The sequence below is a fragment of the Arthrobacter sulfonylureivorans genome, from assembly GCF_022637435.1.
Taxonomy (GTDB): Bacteria; Actinomycetota; Actinomycetes; order Actinomycetales; family Micrococcaceae; genus Crystallibacter; species Crystallibacter sulfonylureivorans.
In genome coordinates this window covers 2,246,333-2,263,829 of the sequence record NZ_CP093326.1, presented here as the reverse complement: position 1 = coordinate 2,263,829, position 17,497 = coordinate 2,246,333, and the positions used below count along the sequence as shown (strand labels likewise).

Genomic DNA, 17,497 nt, shown 5'->3' with positions numbered 1-17,497 from the left:
GCCACCTCATTGGAAGGAAACTCAAGAGTGCTTGGTTGGAATGCCCATGCCGTACCCGAAATTCCGGGCGGCAAAGACGAACTGACCATCCACGACACTTCCGTGGGGTCGCTGGTAGCGCTTGAACCCTCCGCCACCGGAAGCCTCTACGTCTGCGGCATCACCCCGTACGACGCCACCCACATGGGCCACGCCGCCACGTACGTGGCGTTCGACCTGCTCAACCGCTACTGGCGCGATGCCGGCCGCACGGTGAACTACGTTCAGAACGTGACGGACATCGACGATCCGCTGCTGGAACGTGCCAACGCCACCGGAGTGGACTGGCAGATCCTGGCGAAGGACCAGACGGAGCTGTTCCGCACGGACATGGAAGAGCTCAACGTGATCCCGCCCGAGCAGTATGTGGGTGCGGTGGAATCCATCGAATGGATTGTTCCGGCGGTGGAGGACCTGCTGGCCCGCGGCCTGGCCTACCGGGTACCCGGCACCGACGGCGAGCCCGACGGCGACGTCTACTTCGACTCCGTTGCTGCCGCCGGGCCGGGCTGGCACAACGGCGCCACATCCCGCCTGACCGATGAGGAGATGCTGCCGCTCTTTGGCGAGCGCGGCGGAGACCCGGAACGCCCGGGCAAGAAGCACCCGCTGGATGCGCTGTTGTGGCGCGTGGCCCGCGACGGCGAACCCGAGTGGCCGGGTGCCTCGCTGGGCGACGGCCGGCCCGGCTGGCATATTGAGTGTTCGGTGATCGCCCGCAAGTTCCTGCCGGAAACCTTCGATGTCCAGGCCGGCGGCTCCGACCTGAGCTTCCCGCACCACGAAATGAGCGCCGGCCACGCCTACGCTCTGGCCGGCAAGCCGCTGGCCAAGCACTTCGTGCACGCCGGCATGGTGGGCCTCGACGGCGAAAAGATGAGCAAGTCCAAGGGCAACCTGGTGCTGGTTTCGGCGCTGCGCGAGGACGGCGTGGAGCCTGCAGCCATCCGCACGGTCCTGTTGGGCCAGCATTACCGCAGCGACTGGTTCTGGACCGAGGACCTGCTGCACAAAGCACAGGCGCGGCTGGCTGCCTGGCGCGGTGCCGCAGCCTATGTGCAGGCGGACCAGGTTCCCGAGCTCGCGCAGCAGGTGCGACGCGCGCTGTCCAACGACCTCAACGCCCCCGCCGCGCTGGCCGAAATCGACGGCTTCGCCGAGCACTCCCGCGAGCAGGCCAACGGCCAGCCGCAGGACGGCGCCGAACAGTTCGCCGCCCTGCTCGACGCGCTCTTGGGTATCCGGCTCTAAGCCAAGAGACAGGGCCGGAGGCGGGAACCACTAAGCCGCGCATCGCCGAGAGAGGAACGAGCGAGGTGTCTAAGCGGCGTGTGGTTCCCGTGCAGGCCCCTACTCTTTGCGGCGCTTCTTGAGGTAGCGCTCGAATTCGCGGGCGATGGACTCGCCGGTGGCCTCCGGCAGCTCGGCCGTGTCCTTGGCCTCCTCAAGCTGCCGCACGTAGGCGGCGACTTCGGGGTCCTCGGTGGCCAGTTCGTCGACACCGCGCTCCCAGGCTTCGGCTTCTTCGCTGAGGACGGAAACTTCCAGCGGCACCTGGAGAATGTCCTCCAGCCGGTGCAGCAGCGCCAGCTCCGCCTTGGGGGAGGGCGACTGGCCCACGTAGTGCGGCACGGCGGCCCAGACGGACATGGTCGGGATACCTGCAAGCGAGGCCACATCGGCCAGCACACCGACGATTCCGGTGGGGCCTTCGTACTGGCTGGACTCGGTGTTCAAGGCACGTCGGACGTCGTCGTCGTCGCTGGTCACGGTCACGGGGATGGGCCGGGAGTGCGGGACGTCGGCAAGCAGCGCGCCCACCAGGATGATGCAGTCCACTCCCAGCTCCTCGGCGTGGGCCAGGAGCTCAGCCGTATAGGCACGCCAGCGGTAGGACGGCTCCACGCCGTGGACAAAGATGATGTCCACCGGAGCATCGGGAACGCTGCTGCGGGTGAGCTTCGTCGTCGGCCATTTGATCCGGCGTTCGCCGGACCCGGTGCGGTGGACAACCGGTCTGGTGAACTGAAAGTCGTAGTAAAGATCCGGGTCCACGGTGGCCACTTTGTGGCTCTCCCACAGCCGGCTGAGGTACTTGACGGCATCCGTGGCGGCCTCGCCGGCATCGTTCCAGCCTTCGAAGGCAGCCAGCATCACGGTATAGCGCCGCGGCGCCTCACCGGCCTTGGCCTGCGGGAACAGCAGATGCAGGCCGTGCTTCTCGCCGGGGCCGTCCGTGGGCAGATCGCCACTGTCCTGAGTACTCACGGTTTCACCCTAATCCTCCGGACACGGCTTGTCAGTGAGCCCCTTTGCGATTCGCGCAAAGCATAGCGGCCCGATTCCGCAGCCTTTCGAGGCCGCGGCGGGCCCGGCGGGGACCGTAGACTGGTGCCATGCCCGCACTAGACCCTTCCGCCGCTGCGTCCGGCGCACTTCAGCCAGACCTGCAGGCGGTGTTCTGGGATATGGACGGAACACTCGTCGATACCGAACCGTATTGGATCGAAGCCGAATCGGAACTCGTCGCCTCGTACGGCGGCGTCTGGAGTGACGAGCTGGGCCTCAAACTAGTGGGCAACGCGCTGGAGACGTCGGCCGCGGTGCTGCAGCAGGCAGGCGTGGACCTCGGCATCCGCGACATCATCGACCAGCTGATCGACGCCGTGACCGAACGGGTCCGCCAAAGCATCCCGTGGAGGCCCGGGGCTCGCGAACTGCTCGCCGAGCTGCTGGAGGCGCGCATTCCCACCGTGTTGGTGACCATGAGCGAGACCAAATTGGCCGCCGAGGTGGTGCGTGCGCTGCCCGAGGGCAGCTTCCAGTACCTGGTCACCGGCGACATGGTCGGCCAAGGCAAGCCGCACCCGGAGCCTTACCAACGTGCTTTTGACTGGCTCAGCGGCCAGCAGCCCGGCGCAGACAAGCGGTACGTCGTGGCGCTGGAAGACTCCGTTCCCGGAGTTGCCTCGGCCGAAGCCGCCGGCCTCGTGACGGTGGCCATTCCGCACGTGGTGCCGGTTCCGCCGGCACCCGGGCGTCCGCAGTGGGACAGCCTGGCCGGCAAGGGCCTAATGGACGTGGAGCGGCTCCTGTTGCCGGCTTCCCAGGAAGCAGGAGTATGAGCACGCAGACGCCCCGGCCGCCGGAGGAAAAACAGCGCAGCGAAGGGATTCCGCTGGGCCGGATGTTCGGCGTGCCGGTTCTGCTCGCCTGGTCCTGGTTCGTCATCGCGGCCTTCATCGTGCTGATCTTCGGGCCCCAGGTTCAGCGGTTGATGCCGGAAATTGGCGTCGGCGCCTACGGGGTGGCCTTCGGTTATGCGCTGCTGCTGCTGTTCTCCGTGCTGGTCCACGAACTCGCCCACGCCCTGACCGCCCGGGCCTTCCACTGGCCTACGGCCAAGATTGTGCTCAATCTGTGGGGCGGCCACACCCAGTTCGACAATTTCAACGCCACACCGGGCAAATCGCTGTTGGTGGCGTTGTCCGGGCCGGTAGCCAACTTTGCGCTGGCCGGGCTCGGTTCGCTGGTCCTGCCGCTGTTCCGCGGCGAGCCGATTCCGTTCCTGCTGACCGATATCTTCATCTGGGCGAACTTCCTGGTGGCGGTTTTCAATATCCTGCCGGGGCTGCCGCTGGACGGTGGACGGCTGGTGGAGACCGCGGTCTGGAAACTGACCGGCAGCCAGGAAAAGGGCACCGTGGCGGCAGGCTGGGCCGGCCGCGTCATCGTGGTGCTGCTGGTGATCGGCGTCATCGGGATTCCGTTGCTGCGCGGCGGCACGCCGGACCTGCAGATGGTGGTGCTCATGGTGCTGGTCTGCGGGTTCCTCTGGATGGGCGCCAGCTCGGCCATCGAGCACGCCCGGATGCGGCTGCGCCTGCCGTCCGTCAGCGCCGGGCAGCTCAAACTCCCGGCGACGTCGCTGCCGGCCACCGCCATGGTCGCCCAGGTTCAGCAGCTGCTGGAGGGGGAACCGGAACTCAACGTGGTGCTCACCGCCGCCACCGGCCAGCCCGAAGCAGTGGTGGACCGCGGCGCGCTGAGCCAGGTACCGCCGTCGGCAGCCGCACAGACCCCGGCCGCAGCCGTCTCCCGGGCGCTGGCACCGGGTGCCTATGTCCCCGAAGTGGCCGCCGGCCAGGAACTGGTGCAGTATCTGGCCCGGTTGGCCGGCAACGAATACGCGGTGATCGACGGCGGCGGCCGGGTCACCGGGGTGCTGCAGCAAAGCACCGTGGTCCGCGCCATCACGGGCAAGCCGGGCCGGCTCTGACTCTCCCCACCGTTCGCACCGGCAGCTCCGCTGCCGGTCGGAATACAATCGAGACAACCCGGCGGTCGGTACCGCCGCGGCACCGCAACAACAACCGGAAGTGATTCACGCATGAGCTCCTCCACCAGCCCGCACGGCGCCGACCAGCGACGCGGACCGCTCCGGCCCGGCGAACGGGTCCAGCTCACGGATGAAAAGGGCCGGATGAACACCATCACCCTCACGCCCGGGGGTGCTTTCCATACGCACAAGGGGTTCCTGCCGCACGACGAAGTCATCGGCCGGGAAGAGGGCACCGTCGTGGCCAACACGGTGGGCCACCGCTACCAGGCGCTGCGTCCGCTGCTGTCGGACTTCGTGCTGTCCATGCCGCGGGGCGCCGCCGTCGTCTATCCCAAGGATGCCGCGCAGATTGTCACCATGGCGGACATCTTCCCCGGTGCCCGGGTGGTGGAAGCCGGCGTCGGCTCCGGTGCGCTGAGCATTTCGCTGCTGCGCGCGGTGGGCGACGGCGGGCGGCTGCATTCGTTCGAACGCCGCGAAGAATTCGCCGACGTCGCCCGCGGCAATGTGGAAACCTTCTTCGGCGGACCGCACCCCGCCTGGCAGGTCTCGCTGGGCGACTTCCAGGATGAAGTGGTCAAGGCCGAAGAACCCGGCAGTGTGGACCGTGTGGTGCTGGACATGTTGGCGCCGTGGGAATGCCTGGACGCCGTGGCCACCGTGCTGGCGCCCGGGGGAGTGTGGATCAACTATGTTGCCACCGTGACCCAGTTGTCCCGCACGGCCGAAGCCATCCGCCAAGACGGCCGGTTCACCGAGCCCGAAGGCTGGGAGTCCATGGTCCGGGGCTGGCATCTGGAGGGGCTGGCCGTTCGGCCCGACCACCGGATGGTGGCGCACACGGGCTTCCTGCTCACCGCCCGGCGGCTGGCCGGCGGCGTGACCGGGTTGACGCCCAAGCGCCGTCCGTCCAAGACCGAATTCGCGGCCGAGGACGTACAGGTCTGGGCCGGCAACGAGGAAGACTGGAATGCCGAGGGCCTGGGAGAGCGGACCGTTTCGGACAAGCGGCTGCGCCGGGTTGCCAAGGACGCCGCTTCCACCGTCCAGCGCGGCGCGTTCAAGGACGTCAATCCCGAAACCGACTAGTCGGACAGGGGCGGCGCAGGGGCCGGGGCCGGTCTGGGCCGCCGCGCCCGGATCCCTCTGCTGCCGGACCGCCCACACGGGCACCAACGCGGCAGCGTTTTCGTTATCCCGCGTAATGATCGGACACCACGCAACAGCATCTTCGTGCCGGACGTTGGAATTCCATGTTTCGATTCGGCGTTTCTTTTCGTAGACACGTGCAGGCGGCGCAGGCGCCCGTTAGGGTCTAGGGAAGGAACCGATTCAAAGGAAGCGGGTCGCGGTGATGAAGGACAACCAGAACCAAAACAATGAACCGGCACCGGCTGAACAACAGGACGAACAGCGCGACGCGCTGACGGTCGCACAGCGCCAAATCAACGTGCTGCGTGACAAACTGCGCCACCTGGACAAGCAACTTGCTGCAGCCACGCAGAACAATTCCCGTTTGGTCGCCACGCTGGAGGCCGCCAAGACGGAGATCGTGCGGCTCAAGTCCGCCCTCGAACGCGACGGCGAAACACCCTTCAGTTTTGCCACCATTACCGACGTCCACAAGGCGCGGAAGCCGCGTCCGGGCGTCAGCAACGCCGCGATGGTGCAGGATAGCGTGGACATAGTGCAGTCTGGACGCAAACTGCGCGTTGCGGTCAGCCCGCTGGTCGACATGGACCAGCTCGGGCCCGGGCAGGAAGTCCTGCTGAATGAATCGCTGACGGTGATTGCCGCGCTCGGCTTCGAGCGTTCCGGCGAGCTGGTCACCATCAAGGAAATGCTTGACGGCCACCGCATCCTCGTGGTCGGAAGGGCGGACGAGGAACGGGTGGTTAAGCTGTCCGGGGCCCTGCTGTCTGAGCGGCTTCGGGTCGGCGACGCCGTCTCCATCGACGCCCGAAGCGGCTATGCGCTGGAGAAGATCCCGCGCAGCGAAGTGGAGAACCTGATCCTCGAAGAGGTTCCGGACATCTCCTACGAGGACATCGGCGGGCTGGGTCCGCAGATCGACCAGATCCGGGACGCCGTCGAGCTGCCCTTCCTGCATCCCGACCTGTACCGCGAACACGGGCTGAAGGCGCCCAAGGGCATCCTGCTCTACGGACCTCCCGGCTGCGGCAAAACGCTGATTGCCAAGGCCGTTGCCAACTCGCTGGCCGCCAAGGCGATCGAGCGCAACGGGACGGACACCCGCAGCTACTTCCTGAACATTAAGGGACCGGAACTGCTGGACAAATATGTGGGCGAGACCGAGCGCCACATTCGGCTGATCTTCGCCCGGGCCCGCGAGAAGGCGTCCGATGGCAGCCCGGTGGTGGTGTTCTTCGATGAGATGGATTCGCTCTTCCGGACCCGCGGCACCGGTGTCTCGTCCGACGTGGAAACCACGATTGTGCCGCAGTTGCTCTCCGAGATCGACGGCGTGGAAAAACTGGAGAACGTGATAGTCATCGGTGCCTCCAACCGTGAGGACATGATCGACCCGGCCATCCTGCGCCCCGGACGGCTGGACGTGAAGATCAAGATCCATCGCCCGGATGCCGAGGCCGCCGCGGACATCTTCACCAAGTACCTGACCACCGACCTTCCCATCCATGCGGAAGACCTGGCCGAGCACGGCCAGGACCGCAAGGCCACGATCGAGGCGATGATCCAGCGCACGGTCGAGGAAATGTACTCCACCGACAAGTCGAATGAGTACCTGGAAGTCACCTATGCCAGCGGCGACACCGAGATGCTCTACTTCAAGGACTTTAATTCCGGCGCTGTCATCCAGAACGTCGTGGACCGGGCCAAGAAGAACGCCATCAAGGACCTGCTGACCAACCGGCAGAAGGGCCTGCGCATCGAACACCTGATGCGGGCGGTGGTGGACGAATTCCGCGAGCATGAGGACCTGCCGAACACGACGAACCCCGACGACTGGGCCCGGATTTCGGGCAAAAAGGGCGAACGGATCACTTACATCCGAACGATTGTGCAGGGCAAGGCCGGGCAGGAGGCCGGCAAGTCCATCGAAACGATGCCGAATACGGGGCAGTATCTGTGAGCGTCTATAGGGTGATGGGTTCGGAGACGGAGTATGGCATCCATGCTCCGGGCGAACCGCTGGCCAACTCCACCGTGCTCTCCTCGCAGGTGATCAACGCGTACGCGGCCACCATGCGCAAGGGCCTGGGCAATCTGGCCGGCACCCGCTGGGACTACACCGACGAGGAACCGCTGCACGATGCGCGAGGATTCGACCTCTCGCGCGAGGCGGCGGACCCGGCGCAGTTGACGGACGTGCCGCCGGTCCTGGACGCCGAACAGATTGCGCTGGCCGGCGGCCGGGCAGCGGCCAACGAGTTCTACACGGACGAGTCCTCCGGTGTGCTGATGAACATGGTGCTCAGCAACGGCGCCCGGCTCTATGTGGACCACGCGCACCCGGAATACTCCTCGCCGGAGGTGACCAACCCGCTGGACGCGGTGCGCTGGGACAAGGCGGGCGACGCCGTCGTGCTTTCGGCATCGCGCCGGATCGCGGCGACGCCGGGGTTCTCGCCGGTGAACCTGTACAAGAACAACACGGACAACAAGTCGGTCTCCTACGGTGCGCATGAGAACTACCTGATGCCGCGCAGCCTGCCGTTCAACCAGATTGTGACCGGGTTGGTCCCGTTCTTCGTGTCGCGGCAGGTTGTGTGCGGGGCCGGCCGGGTGGGCCTGGGCACCAACGGCCGCACACCGGGGTATCAAATCAGCCAGCGCGCGGACTTCTTCGAGGCCGAGGTGGGGTTGGAGACAACCATCCGCCGGCCCATCATCAACACCCGCGACGAGCCTCATTCGGTCGCGGACAAGTACCGGCGGCTGCACGTGATCATCGGCGACGCGAACCTGAGCGAAGTGTCGATTTTCCTGAAGATGGGCACCACGGCCGTGGTGCTGTCCATGATCGAACATGGTGAAGCCCCGGACGTGCAGCTGGCCGATCCGGTGCAGGCGCTGCAGGCGATCAGCCACGACCCGTCGCTGCAGCAGAAAGTCGCGCTCAACGACGGCAGCATGGTCACCGGCCTGGACCTGCAGGAGATCTATCTGCAGGCGGCGGTGGAGCATTGCACGCGGCACGGCACCGACACGGACCAGACCGCGGAGGTGCTCCGGCGCTGGGCCTCGGTGCTCGACATTCTGCGGCACGACCCGATGAAAGCGGCCGACCAATTGGACTGGGTGGCCAAGCTGAAGCTGCTTCAGGCCTACCGGGACCGGGACAGCCTGGAATGGGGCGATCCGCGGCTGGGGCTGATCGACCTGCAGTACTCCGACGTCCGGCCGGAAAAAGGCCTCTACCACCGGTTGGCAGCACGCGGCCGGATCCAGCGGTTGCTCTCCGACGAGCAGATCGAAACCGCCGTGAGCCAGCCGCCGGAAGACACCCGGGCCTACTTCCGCGGAAAGTGCATCCAGCATTTTCCGCAGGAGGTGGTCGGCGCCAGCTGGGACTCGGTGATTTTTGACCTTCCCGACCGGCGGCGGCTGCAGCGCATCCCGACGCGCGAACCGCTGCGCGGCAACCGCGAGCTGACCGGAAAGCTTTTCGAGGAGGCCGCTTCCGCGGAGGATTTTATTACGGCGTTGTTGGGACCCAGCAGCGAGCCCCACGTGGCAACATAAGCATGAGGGACACAGTCGATCGTCACACCATAAGGAGGCCATCATGGCAACCCAGGACCGCAAGAACGCGGACTCTCGCCGCGAAGACGAAGAGTACGACGACGAGCCCACACCCGAGCCTGCCGCCGCACCTGCCGCACAGGCCGAGACCGAAGGCACCGATGATCTGCTGGACGAGATCGACGGAGTGCTGGAGCAGAATGCGGAAGAGTTCGTGCGTGGCTTCGTGCAGAAGGGCGGGCAGTAATTGATGAACATGCCGGCCGGCGGCCCGGGCTCTGTTTTCGCCCAGATTTCCCACTCCGCCACCGCCTCCTTCAGCGAGTATCTGGCACGTACGGCGCCGGATCTGCTGCCGGGTGCCCGCGGGGTCCAGCAGCTGCCGCCGGGAGCGGCACCGATGGTGCCCCACGCCACCACGATCGTCTCGATGACGTTCGCCGGCGGGGTGCTGATGGCCGGCGACCGCCGGGCAACGATGGGCAACATCATCGCCAGCCGGCACATCGAGAAGGTCTTTCCGGCCGATTCCTATTCGGTGCTGGGCATCGCCGGCACTGCCGGCATTGCGCTCGACATCACCCGGCTGTTCCAGGTGGAACTTGAGCACTACGAGAAGATCGAAGGCACGCTGCTGAGCCTTGAGGGCAAAGCAAACCGGCTGGGCGCGATGATCCGATCCAACCTGCCCATGGCGATGCAGGGGCTGGCAGTCATTCCGCTGTTTGCCGGCTTCGATGCTGAGCGCCGGGTGGGCCGGCTGTTTTCCTACGATGTGACCGGCGGCCGCTACGAGGAGCAGGAGCACCACAGCGTGGGGTCGGGTTCGGTCTTTGCCCGCGGAGCCCTGAAGAAGCTTTGGCAGCCGAATCTGGAGGAGGATGCCGCCGTCCGCGTCGCCATCGAAGCCCTCTATGACGCTGCCGACGACGACTCGGCTACCGGCGGCCCAGATGCCGTCCGCAAGCTGTGGCCGGTCATCTACACCGTCAATGCCGCCGGCGCACGCCGAATTCCGGAGCGCGAACTCGCGGCGACGTCCGAAGCCGTGATCGCCGGGCGAACCGTCACCGGACGGGAGGCCTGAGCATGACGCAGCAGTTCTACGTATCGCCTGAGCAACTGATGAAGGACCGGGCGGACTTCGCCCGGAAAGGCATTGCCCGCGGCCGGTCGGTGGTGGTGCTCAGCTGCTCGGACGGCATTGCGTTGGTCGCCGAAAACCCTTCGCCGTCGCTGCATAAGATCGGCGAGATTTACGACCGCATCGCCTTCGCTGCCGTCGGCAAATACAACGAGTTCGAGAGCCTGCGCCAAGCAGGCGTGCGCTACGCGGACGTGCGCGGCTACTCCTACGACCGTGAAGACGTGACCGGGCGCGGACTGGCCAGCGTCTACGCACAAAGCCTGGGCGCGGTCTTTACTGCCGATACCAAGCCGTTCGAGGTGGAGCTCGCGGTCGCCGAAGTCGGCGCTGCGCCGGCCGAGGACCGCCTGTTCCGGCTCACGTTCGACGGATCCATCGCCGACGAACGCCGGTTCGTGGTGATGGGTGGCGATGCCGAAGCCGTGGGCGAAGTCCTCAGGGGCAACTGGGCCGACGGCCGGGACTACGCGGGGGCGGTACGGGCCGCGGTGGCCGCCTTGTCCGGCAGGACGGGCCAGCAGGATGCCGGACCGGCTAAAGAACTGCGTCCGGAGGGGCTGGAAGTTGCCGTGCTGGACCGCGACCCGCTGTCCAGCCGGGGGAGCCAGCGTGCCTTCCGTCGGTTGGCGACCGCTGAACTAACCGAGATTTTGGGCGAGGGAATGGACGGCTAGCCATGGACAGACGGATCTTCGGGATCGAGACCGAGTTCGGCATTTCCTATTCGGCGCCGGATTCGCGCCCGCTCTCGCCCGAGGAGGTGGCCCGCTACCTCTTCCGCAGGGTGGTCACGTGGGGAAGGTCTTCCAACGTTTTCCTGACCAACGGGTCCCGGCTCTATCTGGACGTGGGATCCCACCCCGAGTATGCCACCGCGGAATGCGACGACGTCGCCCAGCTGGTAGCCCATGACCGGGCCGGTGAATTGATCCTCGAAGACCTCATGAACGAGGCCCAGGAACGCTTGGCCCGCGAGGGCTTCGGCGGCCGGGTCTATCTGTTCAAGAACAACACCGACTCTGCCGGGAACTCCTATGGCAGCCACGAGAACTACCTGATCCCGCGCAAACTCGAGTTCTCCCGGCTGGCCGACATCCTGATCCCGTTCCTGGTGACCCGGCAGATCCTGGTCGGCGCAGGCAAAGTGCTCAAGACCCAGAACGGCTCCATCTATGCGTTCTCGCAGCGGGCCGACCACATCTGGGAGGGCGTCTCCTCGGCCACCACGCGTTCGCGCCCGATCATCAATACCCGGGACGAACCGCACGCGGATGCCGAGTACTACCGGCGGCTGCATGTCATCAACGGCGACTCCAACATGTCCGAAGCCACCACCATGCTGAAGGTCGGGTCGGTGGACCTTCTGCTGCGGATGGTCGAAGCCGGACTGATCATGCGCGACCTCCGGCTGGAAAACCCGATCCGCAGTATCCGCGACATCTCCCATGACCTGACCGGACGTAAACCGCTGAAGCTGGCCAGCGGGCGGGAGATGTCCGCGCTGGCCATGCAGCAGGAGTACTTGTCCAAAGCGCGGGAGTTCGTCGAAGCCAATGGTGCGCACAACCCGCATGTGGAACGCATCCTGGACCTGTGGGAGCGTACGCTGGCGGCGGTCGAGTCGGGAGACCACAGCGGGATCGAGCGGGAGATCGACTGGGCGATCAAGAAACGGCTGATCAACCGGATCATGGACCGCCAGTCGATCGACTTGGATTCGCCGCGCATTGCCCAAGTGGACCTGACCTACCACGACATCTCGGCCAAGCGCGGCCTGTACCACCTGCTGGAGGCCCGCGGGGAGGTGGCCCGGGTGGTGGAGGAACAGGACGTCAAGAACGCGATGGACCATCCGCCGCAGACCACCCGAGCGAAGCTGCGCGGCGACTTTGTCCGGGCTGCCCGGGAGAACGGCCGCGACTTCACCGTGGACTGGGTCCATCTGAAGCTGAACGACCGCTCGCAGCAGACCATCCTGTGCAAGGATCCGTTCAAGAGTGAGGACCCGCGGGTCGAGGCACTTCTCGCCACCTTGTGAGTTTCCGCGGGCGGTTTAGAGCCGATCTCCAGATTTCTCTGCGAGAATGTCCTTCAAGCCCACATGTTCCGCGATAAGAAAGTCGATTGTGCGCAAAATACTCTCCATCCTCCTGCCAGCAGCCTTGCTCCTGACGGCATGCAGCGGCAGCACCGAATCCGGCTCGGACAACCTGGACGACATCACGGTGAAAGCCGGTGCCGAGGGCGCCGCACCCACAGTGGACTTCTCCGCGCCGCTGGAACTGCCCGATTCGAGTGCCGAAGTCATCACCGAGGGCAAGGGCGACGGCGCCACCGACGGCCAGTGGATCCGATACCGGCTGCTGGCCAAGGACGCCGTCTCGGGCGAACAGCTCGGCGAGACATACTCCGGGCCGGTCGACCAGACGGTGGAACTGAGTGAGGGCTTCAAAACCGCTGACCCGGCCTTGTACGACGCTTTGCTCGGCTCAAATCCAGGCAGCGAGATTGCCTATTACGTCCAGCCGCCGGAAGCCACCAGCGCTTCTGCACCCGCACAGAATCCGCAGCTTCTGTTCCTGACCGTGCAGGACGTCAGGGACAAGCCCGTCAAGGCGGATGCAGCCGAAGTCGCCGAGCTGGACAAAGCCGGCAAGCTGCCCGAGATCACCCTCGATAAGGAAGGTGTTCCTTCCGTCAAGATTCCTGAAGGCAAAGACGCACCGGACAACCTGATCGTCAAGGTGATCGAAGAAGGCGACGGCAAGCAGGCCACGGAAAGCAGTACCGTGAAGGCCAACTACGCGGGGTGGAACTGGTCCGAGGGCACCGAATTCGATTCCAGCTTCTCCCGCGGAGAAGCTACCGAGTTCCCGCTCGATGGCGTGATTGAAGGCTGGACCAAGGGCCTGACCGGCCTCAAGGAAGGCACCAAAGTCATGCTGTCCATCCCCACCGAAATGGCCTACGTCCAGGGCCAAGGGGATGCTGTCGGAGACCTCATCTTCTATGTGGAACTAACCGACGTGAAGTAGCGGAGGGGGCCGGGCGGTACGGTATCGTAGCCGTCGGCAGCACCGCATACACGTCAAGCAAGAGAGGTTCAGCATGTCTTTTGGCAAGCGCGACTACGACCGCACCAAACCTGAAATCGAGTTCCCCGGGACCGACACCCCCCAGGATCTGGTGATCGAAGACATCATCGTGGGGGACGGCGCCGAGGCCAAAGCCGGCGACACCGTCTCCACCCACTACGTGGGCGTTGCCTGGTCCACCGGCGAAGAGTTCGATGCGTCCTGGAACCGCGGCGCACCGCTGGACTTCCGCGTCGGAGTCGGCCAGGTGATCCAGGGCTGGGACCAGGGCCTGCTGGGCATGAAGGTCGGCGGACGCCGCCGGCTGGAGATTCCGGCACACCTGGCGTACGGCGACCGCGGCGCAGGGTCGGCCATCGCGCCGGGCGAGTCGCTGATCTTCGTGGTCGATCTCCTCGGCGTCCGCTAGGTCCTCCTGCAGCCTGTCAGGGGCGGAGCAGCGGTGAACGTTAGTTCATCGTTACTCCGCTCCTGCTCGTTAACTTCGTTCCGAAAGGCCCGCAGCCAGTAACGTTTCAACTATGTCCGCCTCCAAGACCGAACGACTCCTGAACCTGCTGATCGCACTGCTGGAACGCCGGCGCGGCTACAGCAAGGAGGAACTGCGCGCGCTGATTCCGCCGTACCGGGAGGCAACCGGCGACGATGCCTTCAACCGTCTGTTCGAGCGGGACAAAGAAGACCTGCGGGAAATGGGCGTGCCAGTGGAGACGTTCCCGGACGACACGCTGTACGAAAACGACCAAAGCGGGCTGCGGTACCGGATCGACCGGCACAAGTACCGGTTGCCTGAGCTCCAGTTCAGCCCGCAGGAAAGCGCCGTCCTCTCGCTGGCGTCGCGCCTGTGGCAGCAGGCCTCGCTGGGCTCCGCGGCCGCCCGTGCCGTCCGCCGCCTGGACGTTCAGGGCGCCCTGGCCGAGGGCGATCCCCTGATCGGCGTGGAGCCACGCATCCGCACCGCAGAACCGGCTTTCGAGGCAATGCTCAAGGCAGTGCTGGCGCACACGCCGGTCTCCTTCGACTACCGATCGCCCCGGGACGGCCAGCCGCAGCAACGCCGGGTCGAGCCGTGGGGGCTGGGCAACCGGTACGGGCACTGGTACTTAGCCGGCCGCGACCTGGACCGCGGTGCCCAGCGCACCTTTCGGCTCTCCAGGGTCACGTCCACCGTGAAGAAGCTGTCCGGGACCTACAGCATCCCGGAGGACTTCACCATGCGGGCCGTGCTGGCAGGGCTGCAGGCGCCGCAGGACCATGGCACGGCGGTGCTTCTGCTCCGCCCGGACAAGGCCAACTCGCTGCGTTCGGCCGCGACAGTTGCCGAAACGGCCCGGCCGCCGGCAGGCTGGGATGCGGTGGAACTCGGCTACGGCGACGTAGAAGTGCTGGCCGAGGAAATTGCCTCGCATGGTGCCAACGCCTGGGTGCAGGAACCGGACGAACTGCGCGCCGCCGTGCTGCGTCGGCTGGAAGGCGCCCTGGCCGCCGCAACGGAAGCCCCGCCGTCGTACTCCCTGAAGGAGGACACGTCACGGCCGTCCCGGAAGACAGGCTCCCTGGACCACCTGCCGCGGCTGCTGGACCTGGTTTCCTACGTCACTGCCAACCCGGGCGTGCCGCTGGCGGAGACGGCCCGGAAGTTCGACATCAGCACCGCCCAGCTGATCAAGGACCTCAACCTGCTCTTTGTCTGCGGGACTCCCGGCTATGGCCCGGACCAGCTGATCGAAGCGTTCTGGGAAGACGGCACCATCTCGATCAATAACGCCGATGAGATCGACAAGCCGGTGCGGCTGAGCCTGGACGAGGCGCTCTCGCTGGTGGTGGGCCTGCAGGCTTTGGAGACAGTGCCCGGAGTAGGGGAGCAGCCCGCCCTGCGCAGCGCGTTGAGCAAACTGCTGGCGGCAGCCGGCGGGGTAGCCGGGCGGCATACCGCCGTCGCTGCGGATCTGGCGGCCGAAGAAAGCGCGCCCGAACTGCTCGCGCTGCAGGAGGCCGCGGCCGCGCGGCGGAGCGTGGAGATTGAGTATCTGGTGCCGTCGCGGGACGAAATCACGACCCGCACGATCGATCCGCTGCGGGTTTTCGCCGTGGACGGCCACTGGTACACCGAAGCCTGGTGCCACCGGCAGCAGGCCGTCCGGCAGTTCCGCGTGGACCGGATGCGGGCGCTGACCGAGACCGGGGAGCATTTTGAGCCTCCGGCCGAGCGCAGCAGCGAATTCCCGGACAGCCTGTTCACCCCGCAGGAGACGGATCAGGTGGTGGTGCTGAAGATCTCCGAGCGGCTGGCCGAACTGGCCGACCAGTACAACGCCCGGCGCCGGGCCGTACTGGAGGACGGTTCACTGGCAGCCGAAATCCGTTTGTCCACCACGGCTGTGCTGGCTGGGCTGGTGGCCCGCCACGGCGGCGAAGTGGTTGTGCTGGAGCCGGCCGACGTGGCACAGCAGACGCAGGCCTGGCTGCGGCAGGCGCTGGAAGCCTACCGCGCGGCAGCGGCTCCCACCGGAGGCTAGAGTGGACAGCATGCCCCTTTGGTTCTGGATACTTCTCTGGGTTGCCCTCTGTGCGCTGGCCATCATTTTCATGGCCCTGCTGGGCTGGCGGATCTTCCGCCAGTTCATGCGAACTTTGCGTGAATTCGAGGCTGCGGCGGACCGGCTCGGGAGTGGCCTGCAGGCGGAACCGCCGCTGGCAGAGCCGCACCATCCACGGCCGGCAATCTTCGCGGACCCCGCCGCGCTCAAGGAGGAATACGCCGCGGGCAAGGAACACCGCCGCGAGGAGCGTCGGCAGCGTCGGGTGGCCCGTCGGGCGGCCCGGGGGCAGCGACAGTCCCTGCGTGACCTGCGGCTTTCCTGATCCTGCCATGGCATAAGATGTAGTAGACGAAAGGAACCACGCATGGGACGACTCTTCGATAACCCTTGGACCATCATTATTCTGGTCATCATTGTGCTGCTGCTCTTTGGCGCACCGAAGCTGCCCGGCCTTGCCCGCAGCGTGGGCCAGTCCATGCGGATTTTCAAGTCCGAGGTGAAGCAGATGAAGGACGACGATACGTCCGCTGCCGATCCGGACTCGGAACCAGTCGAGGGCCGTGTGGTCAATCCGCCACGCAACAACACTGATAACCGCGGCCAGGCGCCGAATGCGAACGGTGGATCCCCATCGCCGCACCAGCAGTAAGGGCCGTGACCGGTAAGAAGGGCCGCAAGGCCAACCCTGAGGGGCGGATGCCGCTCAGGGCCCACCTGAAAGAACTGCGCAACCGGCTGATCATTGCCGGCGTCGCCGTCCTGCTGGGAGCCATTGTCGGCTGGTTCCTCTATGACCCGGTCATGGTGGCCGTCCAGCAGCCGCTGATGGAGATCTCGGCGGAAAAGGGCCGGCGCGCGGAAATCAACTACGGCAGCGTCGGCTCGCCGTTCGATCTGAAGATCCAGGTCTCCATTTTCCTGGGACTGCTGGTCAGTTCGCCGGTGTGGATCTACCAGATCTGGGGCTTCATCACGCCGGGGCTCAAAACCAAGGAACGCCGCTACACGCTGGGCTTCATGTTCGCCGCCGTGCCGCTGTTCCTGCTCGGGATCTACTTCGGCTGGATTGTGCTCCCGGAGATCGTGAAGGTCCTGACCATGTTCACGCCGCAGGGCGGCGTGAACCAGATCCTGGCCACCGACTACCTGACCTTCGTGATGCGGATGTTCCTGTCGCTCGGTGTCGCATTCCTGCTCCCAGTGGTGCTGGTTGGCCTGAATTTCGCCGGTTTGCTGTCCGGCCGCCGAGTGATCAAGAGCTGGCGGATTGTGGTGTTCGTCGTCTGCCTGGTCGCGGCGATGGCGGCTCCTGGTCCGGATGCCATGTCCATGTTCCTCCTGGCGGGGCCGCTGTTGGCGCTGTTCTTCGTGGCTACCGGGATCAGCCTGATCAACGACAAGCGGCGCGAGAAGCGTCGCGCGGCCCGAGAATCCGAAGTCGCCGCCACGCTGGACCAGGCCACCCCGCTGGACCAAGCCACGCCGCTGGACCAGGCCACCCCGCTGGACCAGTTGAAAGCCGATGACGGGAAGCCGGACGCCGTCCAATAGCGCTTGCGGCTCGTCGGCACGAAGGGCACCCACCGGGCGCGCACGTTTAAGCGGA

17 protein-coding genes are annotated in these 17,497 nt (G+C 65.8%); 16 read left to right on the top strand and 1 reads right to left on the bottom strand.

Translation table 11 applies throughout. The features are described 5' to 3' along the window. Positions 1-27 precede the first annotated feature (27 nt). Positions 28-1,290, top strand: a complete 1,263-nt coding sequence (mshC, locus tag MNQ99_RS10580; RefSeq protein ID WP_241912922.1) for a cysteine--1-D-myo-inosityl 2-amino-2-deoxy-alpha-D-glucopyranoside ligase — start codon at positions 28-30, stop codon at positions 1,288-1,290. A gap of 99 nt (positions 1,291-1,389) precedes the next feature. Here mshC and MNQ99_RS10575 read toward each other — a convergent pair whose 3' ends face one another. Continuing rightward, a complete protein-coding gene (locus MNQ99_RS10575; RefSeq protein WP_241915331.1) occupies positions 1,390-2,250 on the bottom strand; it encodes a PAC2 family protein in 861 nt (286 codons plus the stop codon). Between the two features lie 185 nt (positions 2,251-2,435). Here MNQ99_RS10575 and MNQ99_RS10570 point away from each other — a divergent pair, with 185 nt between their 5' ends. The 15 genes from MNQ99_RS10570 (at position 2,436) to tatC (ending at position 17,442) form a co-directional block, all read left to right on the top strand. Next, positions 2,436-3,164: an HAD family hydrolase gene (locus tag MNQ99_RS10570; protein WP_241912921.1), complete on the top strand. Its 729-nt coding sequence runs from the start codon at positions 2,436-2,438 to the stop codon at positions 3,162-3,164. Further along, entirely contained in the window at positions 3,161-4,318 is a 1,158-nt protein-coding gene (locus MNQ99_RS10565; RefSeq protein WP_241912920.1) for a site-2 protease family protein, read from the top strand. Before MNQ99_RS10570 ends, MNQ99_RS10565 begins: the two co-directional genes overlap by 4 nt. 111 nt (positions 4,319-4,429) lie before the next feature. Then, the gene (locus tag MNQ99_RS10560) at positions 4,430-5,470 is read left to right on the top strand and encodes a tRNA (adenine-N1)-methyltransferase (RefSeq protein WP_127512567.1); all 1,041 of its coding nucleotides are present in this window, start codon (positions 4,430-4,432) and stop codon (positions 5,468-5,470) included. Between the two features lie 265 nt (positions 5,471-5,735). Next, positions 5,736-7,493 carry a proteasome ATPase gene (gene arc, locus MNQ99_RS10555; RefSeq protein ID WP_127512568.1) on the top strand — a complete coding sequence of 586 codons (1,758 nt, stop codon included), beginning with the start codon at positions 5,736-5,738 and terminating at the stop codon, positions 7,491-7,493. Between the two features lie 14 nt (positions 7,494-7,507). Next, positions 7,508-9,106 carry a depupylase/deamidase Dop gene (dop, locus tag MNQ99_RS10550; protein ID WP_127512753.1) on the top strand — a complete coding sequence of 533 codons (1,599 nt, stop codon included), beginning with the start codon at positions 7,508-7,510 and terminating at the stop codon, positions 9,104-9,106. A 43-nt stretch (positions 9,107-9,149) separates the two neighbouring features. After that, on the top strand, positions 9,150-9,353 hold the full coding sequence (locus MNQ99_RS10545) for a ubiquitin-like protein Pup (RefSeq protein WP_127512569.1): 204 nt from the start codon (positions 9,150-9,152) through the stop codon (positions 9,351-9,353). Between the two features lie 3 nt (positions 9,354-9,356). Continuing rightward, positions 9,357-10,193 (top strand): proteasome subunit beta, encoded by an 837-nt coding sequence (gene prcB / locus MNQ99_RS10540; protein WP_127512570.1) that lies wholly within the window; start codon positions 9,357-9,359, stop codon positions 10,191-10,193. Positions 10,194-10,195: 2 nt separating this feature from the next. After that, positions 10,196-10,927, top strand: coding sequence for a proteasome subunit alpha (gene prcA / locus MNQ99_RS10535; RefSeq protein ID WP_127512571.1), 732 nt, complete (start codon positions 10,196-10,198; stop codon positions 10,925-10,927). Positions 10,928-10,929: 2 nt separating this feature from the next. Next, complete coding sequence (gene pafA / locus MNQ99_RS10530; protein WP_127512572.1) at positions 10,930-12,291, top strand: Pup--protein ligase; 1,362 nt, start codon at positions 10,930-10,932, stop codon at positions 12,289-12,291. A gap of 88 nt (positions 12,292-12,379) precedes the next feature. Beyond that, positions 12,380-13,288: an FKBP-type peptidyl-prolyl cis-trans isomerase gene (locus MNQ99_RS10525; RefSeq protein ID WP_241912919.1), complete on the top strand. Its 909-nt coding sequence runs from the start codon at positions 12,380-12,382 to the stop codon at positions 13,286-13,288. 73 nt (positions 13,289-13,361) lie between these two features. Then, positions 13,362-13,757, top strand: coding sequence for an FKBP-type peptidyl-prolyl cis-trans isomerase (locus MNQ99_RS10520; RefSeq protein ID WP_127512574.1), 396 nt, complete (start codon positions 13,362-13,364; stop codon positions 13,755-13,757). A gap of 112 nt (positions 13,758-13,869) precedes the next feature. After that, on the top strand, positions 13,870-15,867 hold the full coding sequence (locus MNQ99_RS10515; protein ID WP_241912918.1) for a helix-turn-helix transcriptional regulator: 1,998 nt from the start codon (positions 13,870-13,872) through the stop codon (positions 15,865-15,867). A 10-nt stretch (positions 15,868-15,877) separates the two neighbouring features. Then, the gene (locus tag MNQ99_RS10510) at positions 15,878-16,213 is read left to right on the top strand and encodes a HAMP domain-containing protein (RefSeq protein WP_127512576.1); all 336 of its coding nucleotides are present in this window, start codon (positions 15,878-15,880) and stop codon (positions 16,211-16,213) included. A gap of 42 nt (positions 16,214-16,255) precedes the next feature. Next, the gene (gene tatA, locus MNQ99_RS10505) at positions 16,256-16,540 is read left to right on the top strand and encodes a Sec-independent protein translocase subunit TatA (RefSeq protein ID WP_127512577.1); all 285 of its coding nucleotides are present in this window, start codon (positions 16,256-16,258) and stop codon (positions 16,538-16,540) included. Positions 16,541-16,587: 47 nt separating this feature from the next. Further along, positions 16,588-17,442, top strand: a complete 855-nt coding sequence (gene tatC, locus MNQ99_RS10500) for a twin-arginine translocase subunit TatC (protein ID WP_422387532.1) — start codon at positions 16,588-16,590, stop codon at positions 17,440-17,442. Positions 17,443-17,497 lie beyond the last annotated feature (55 nt).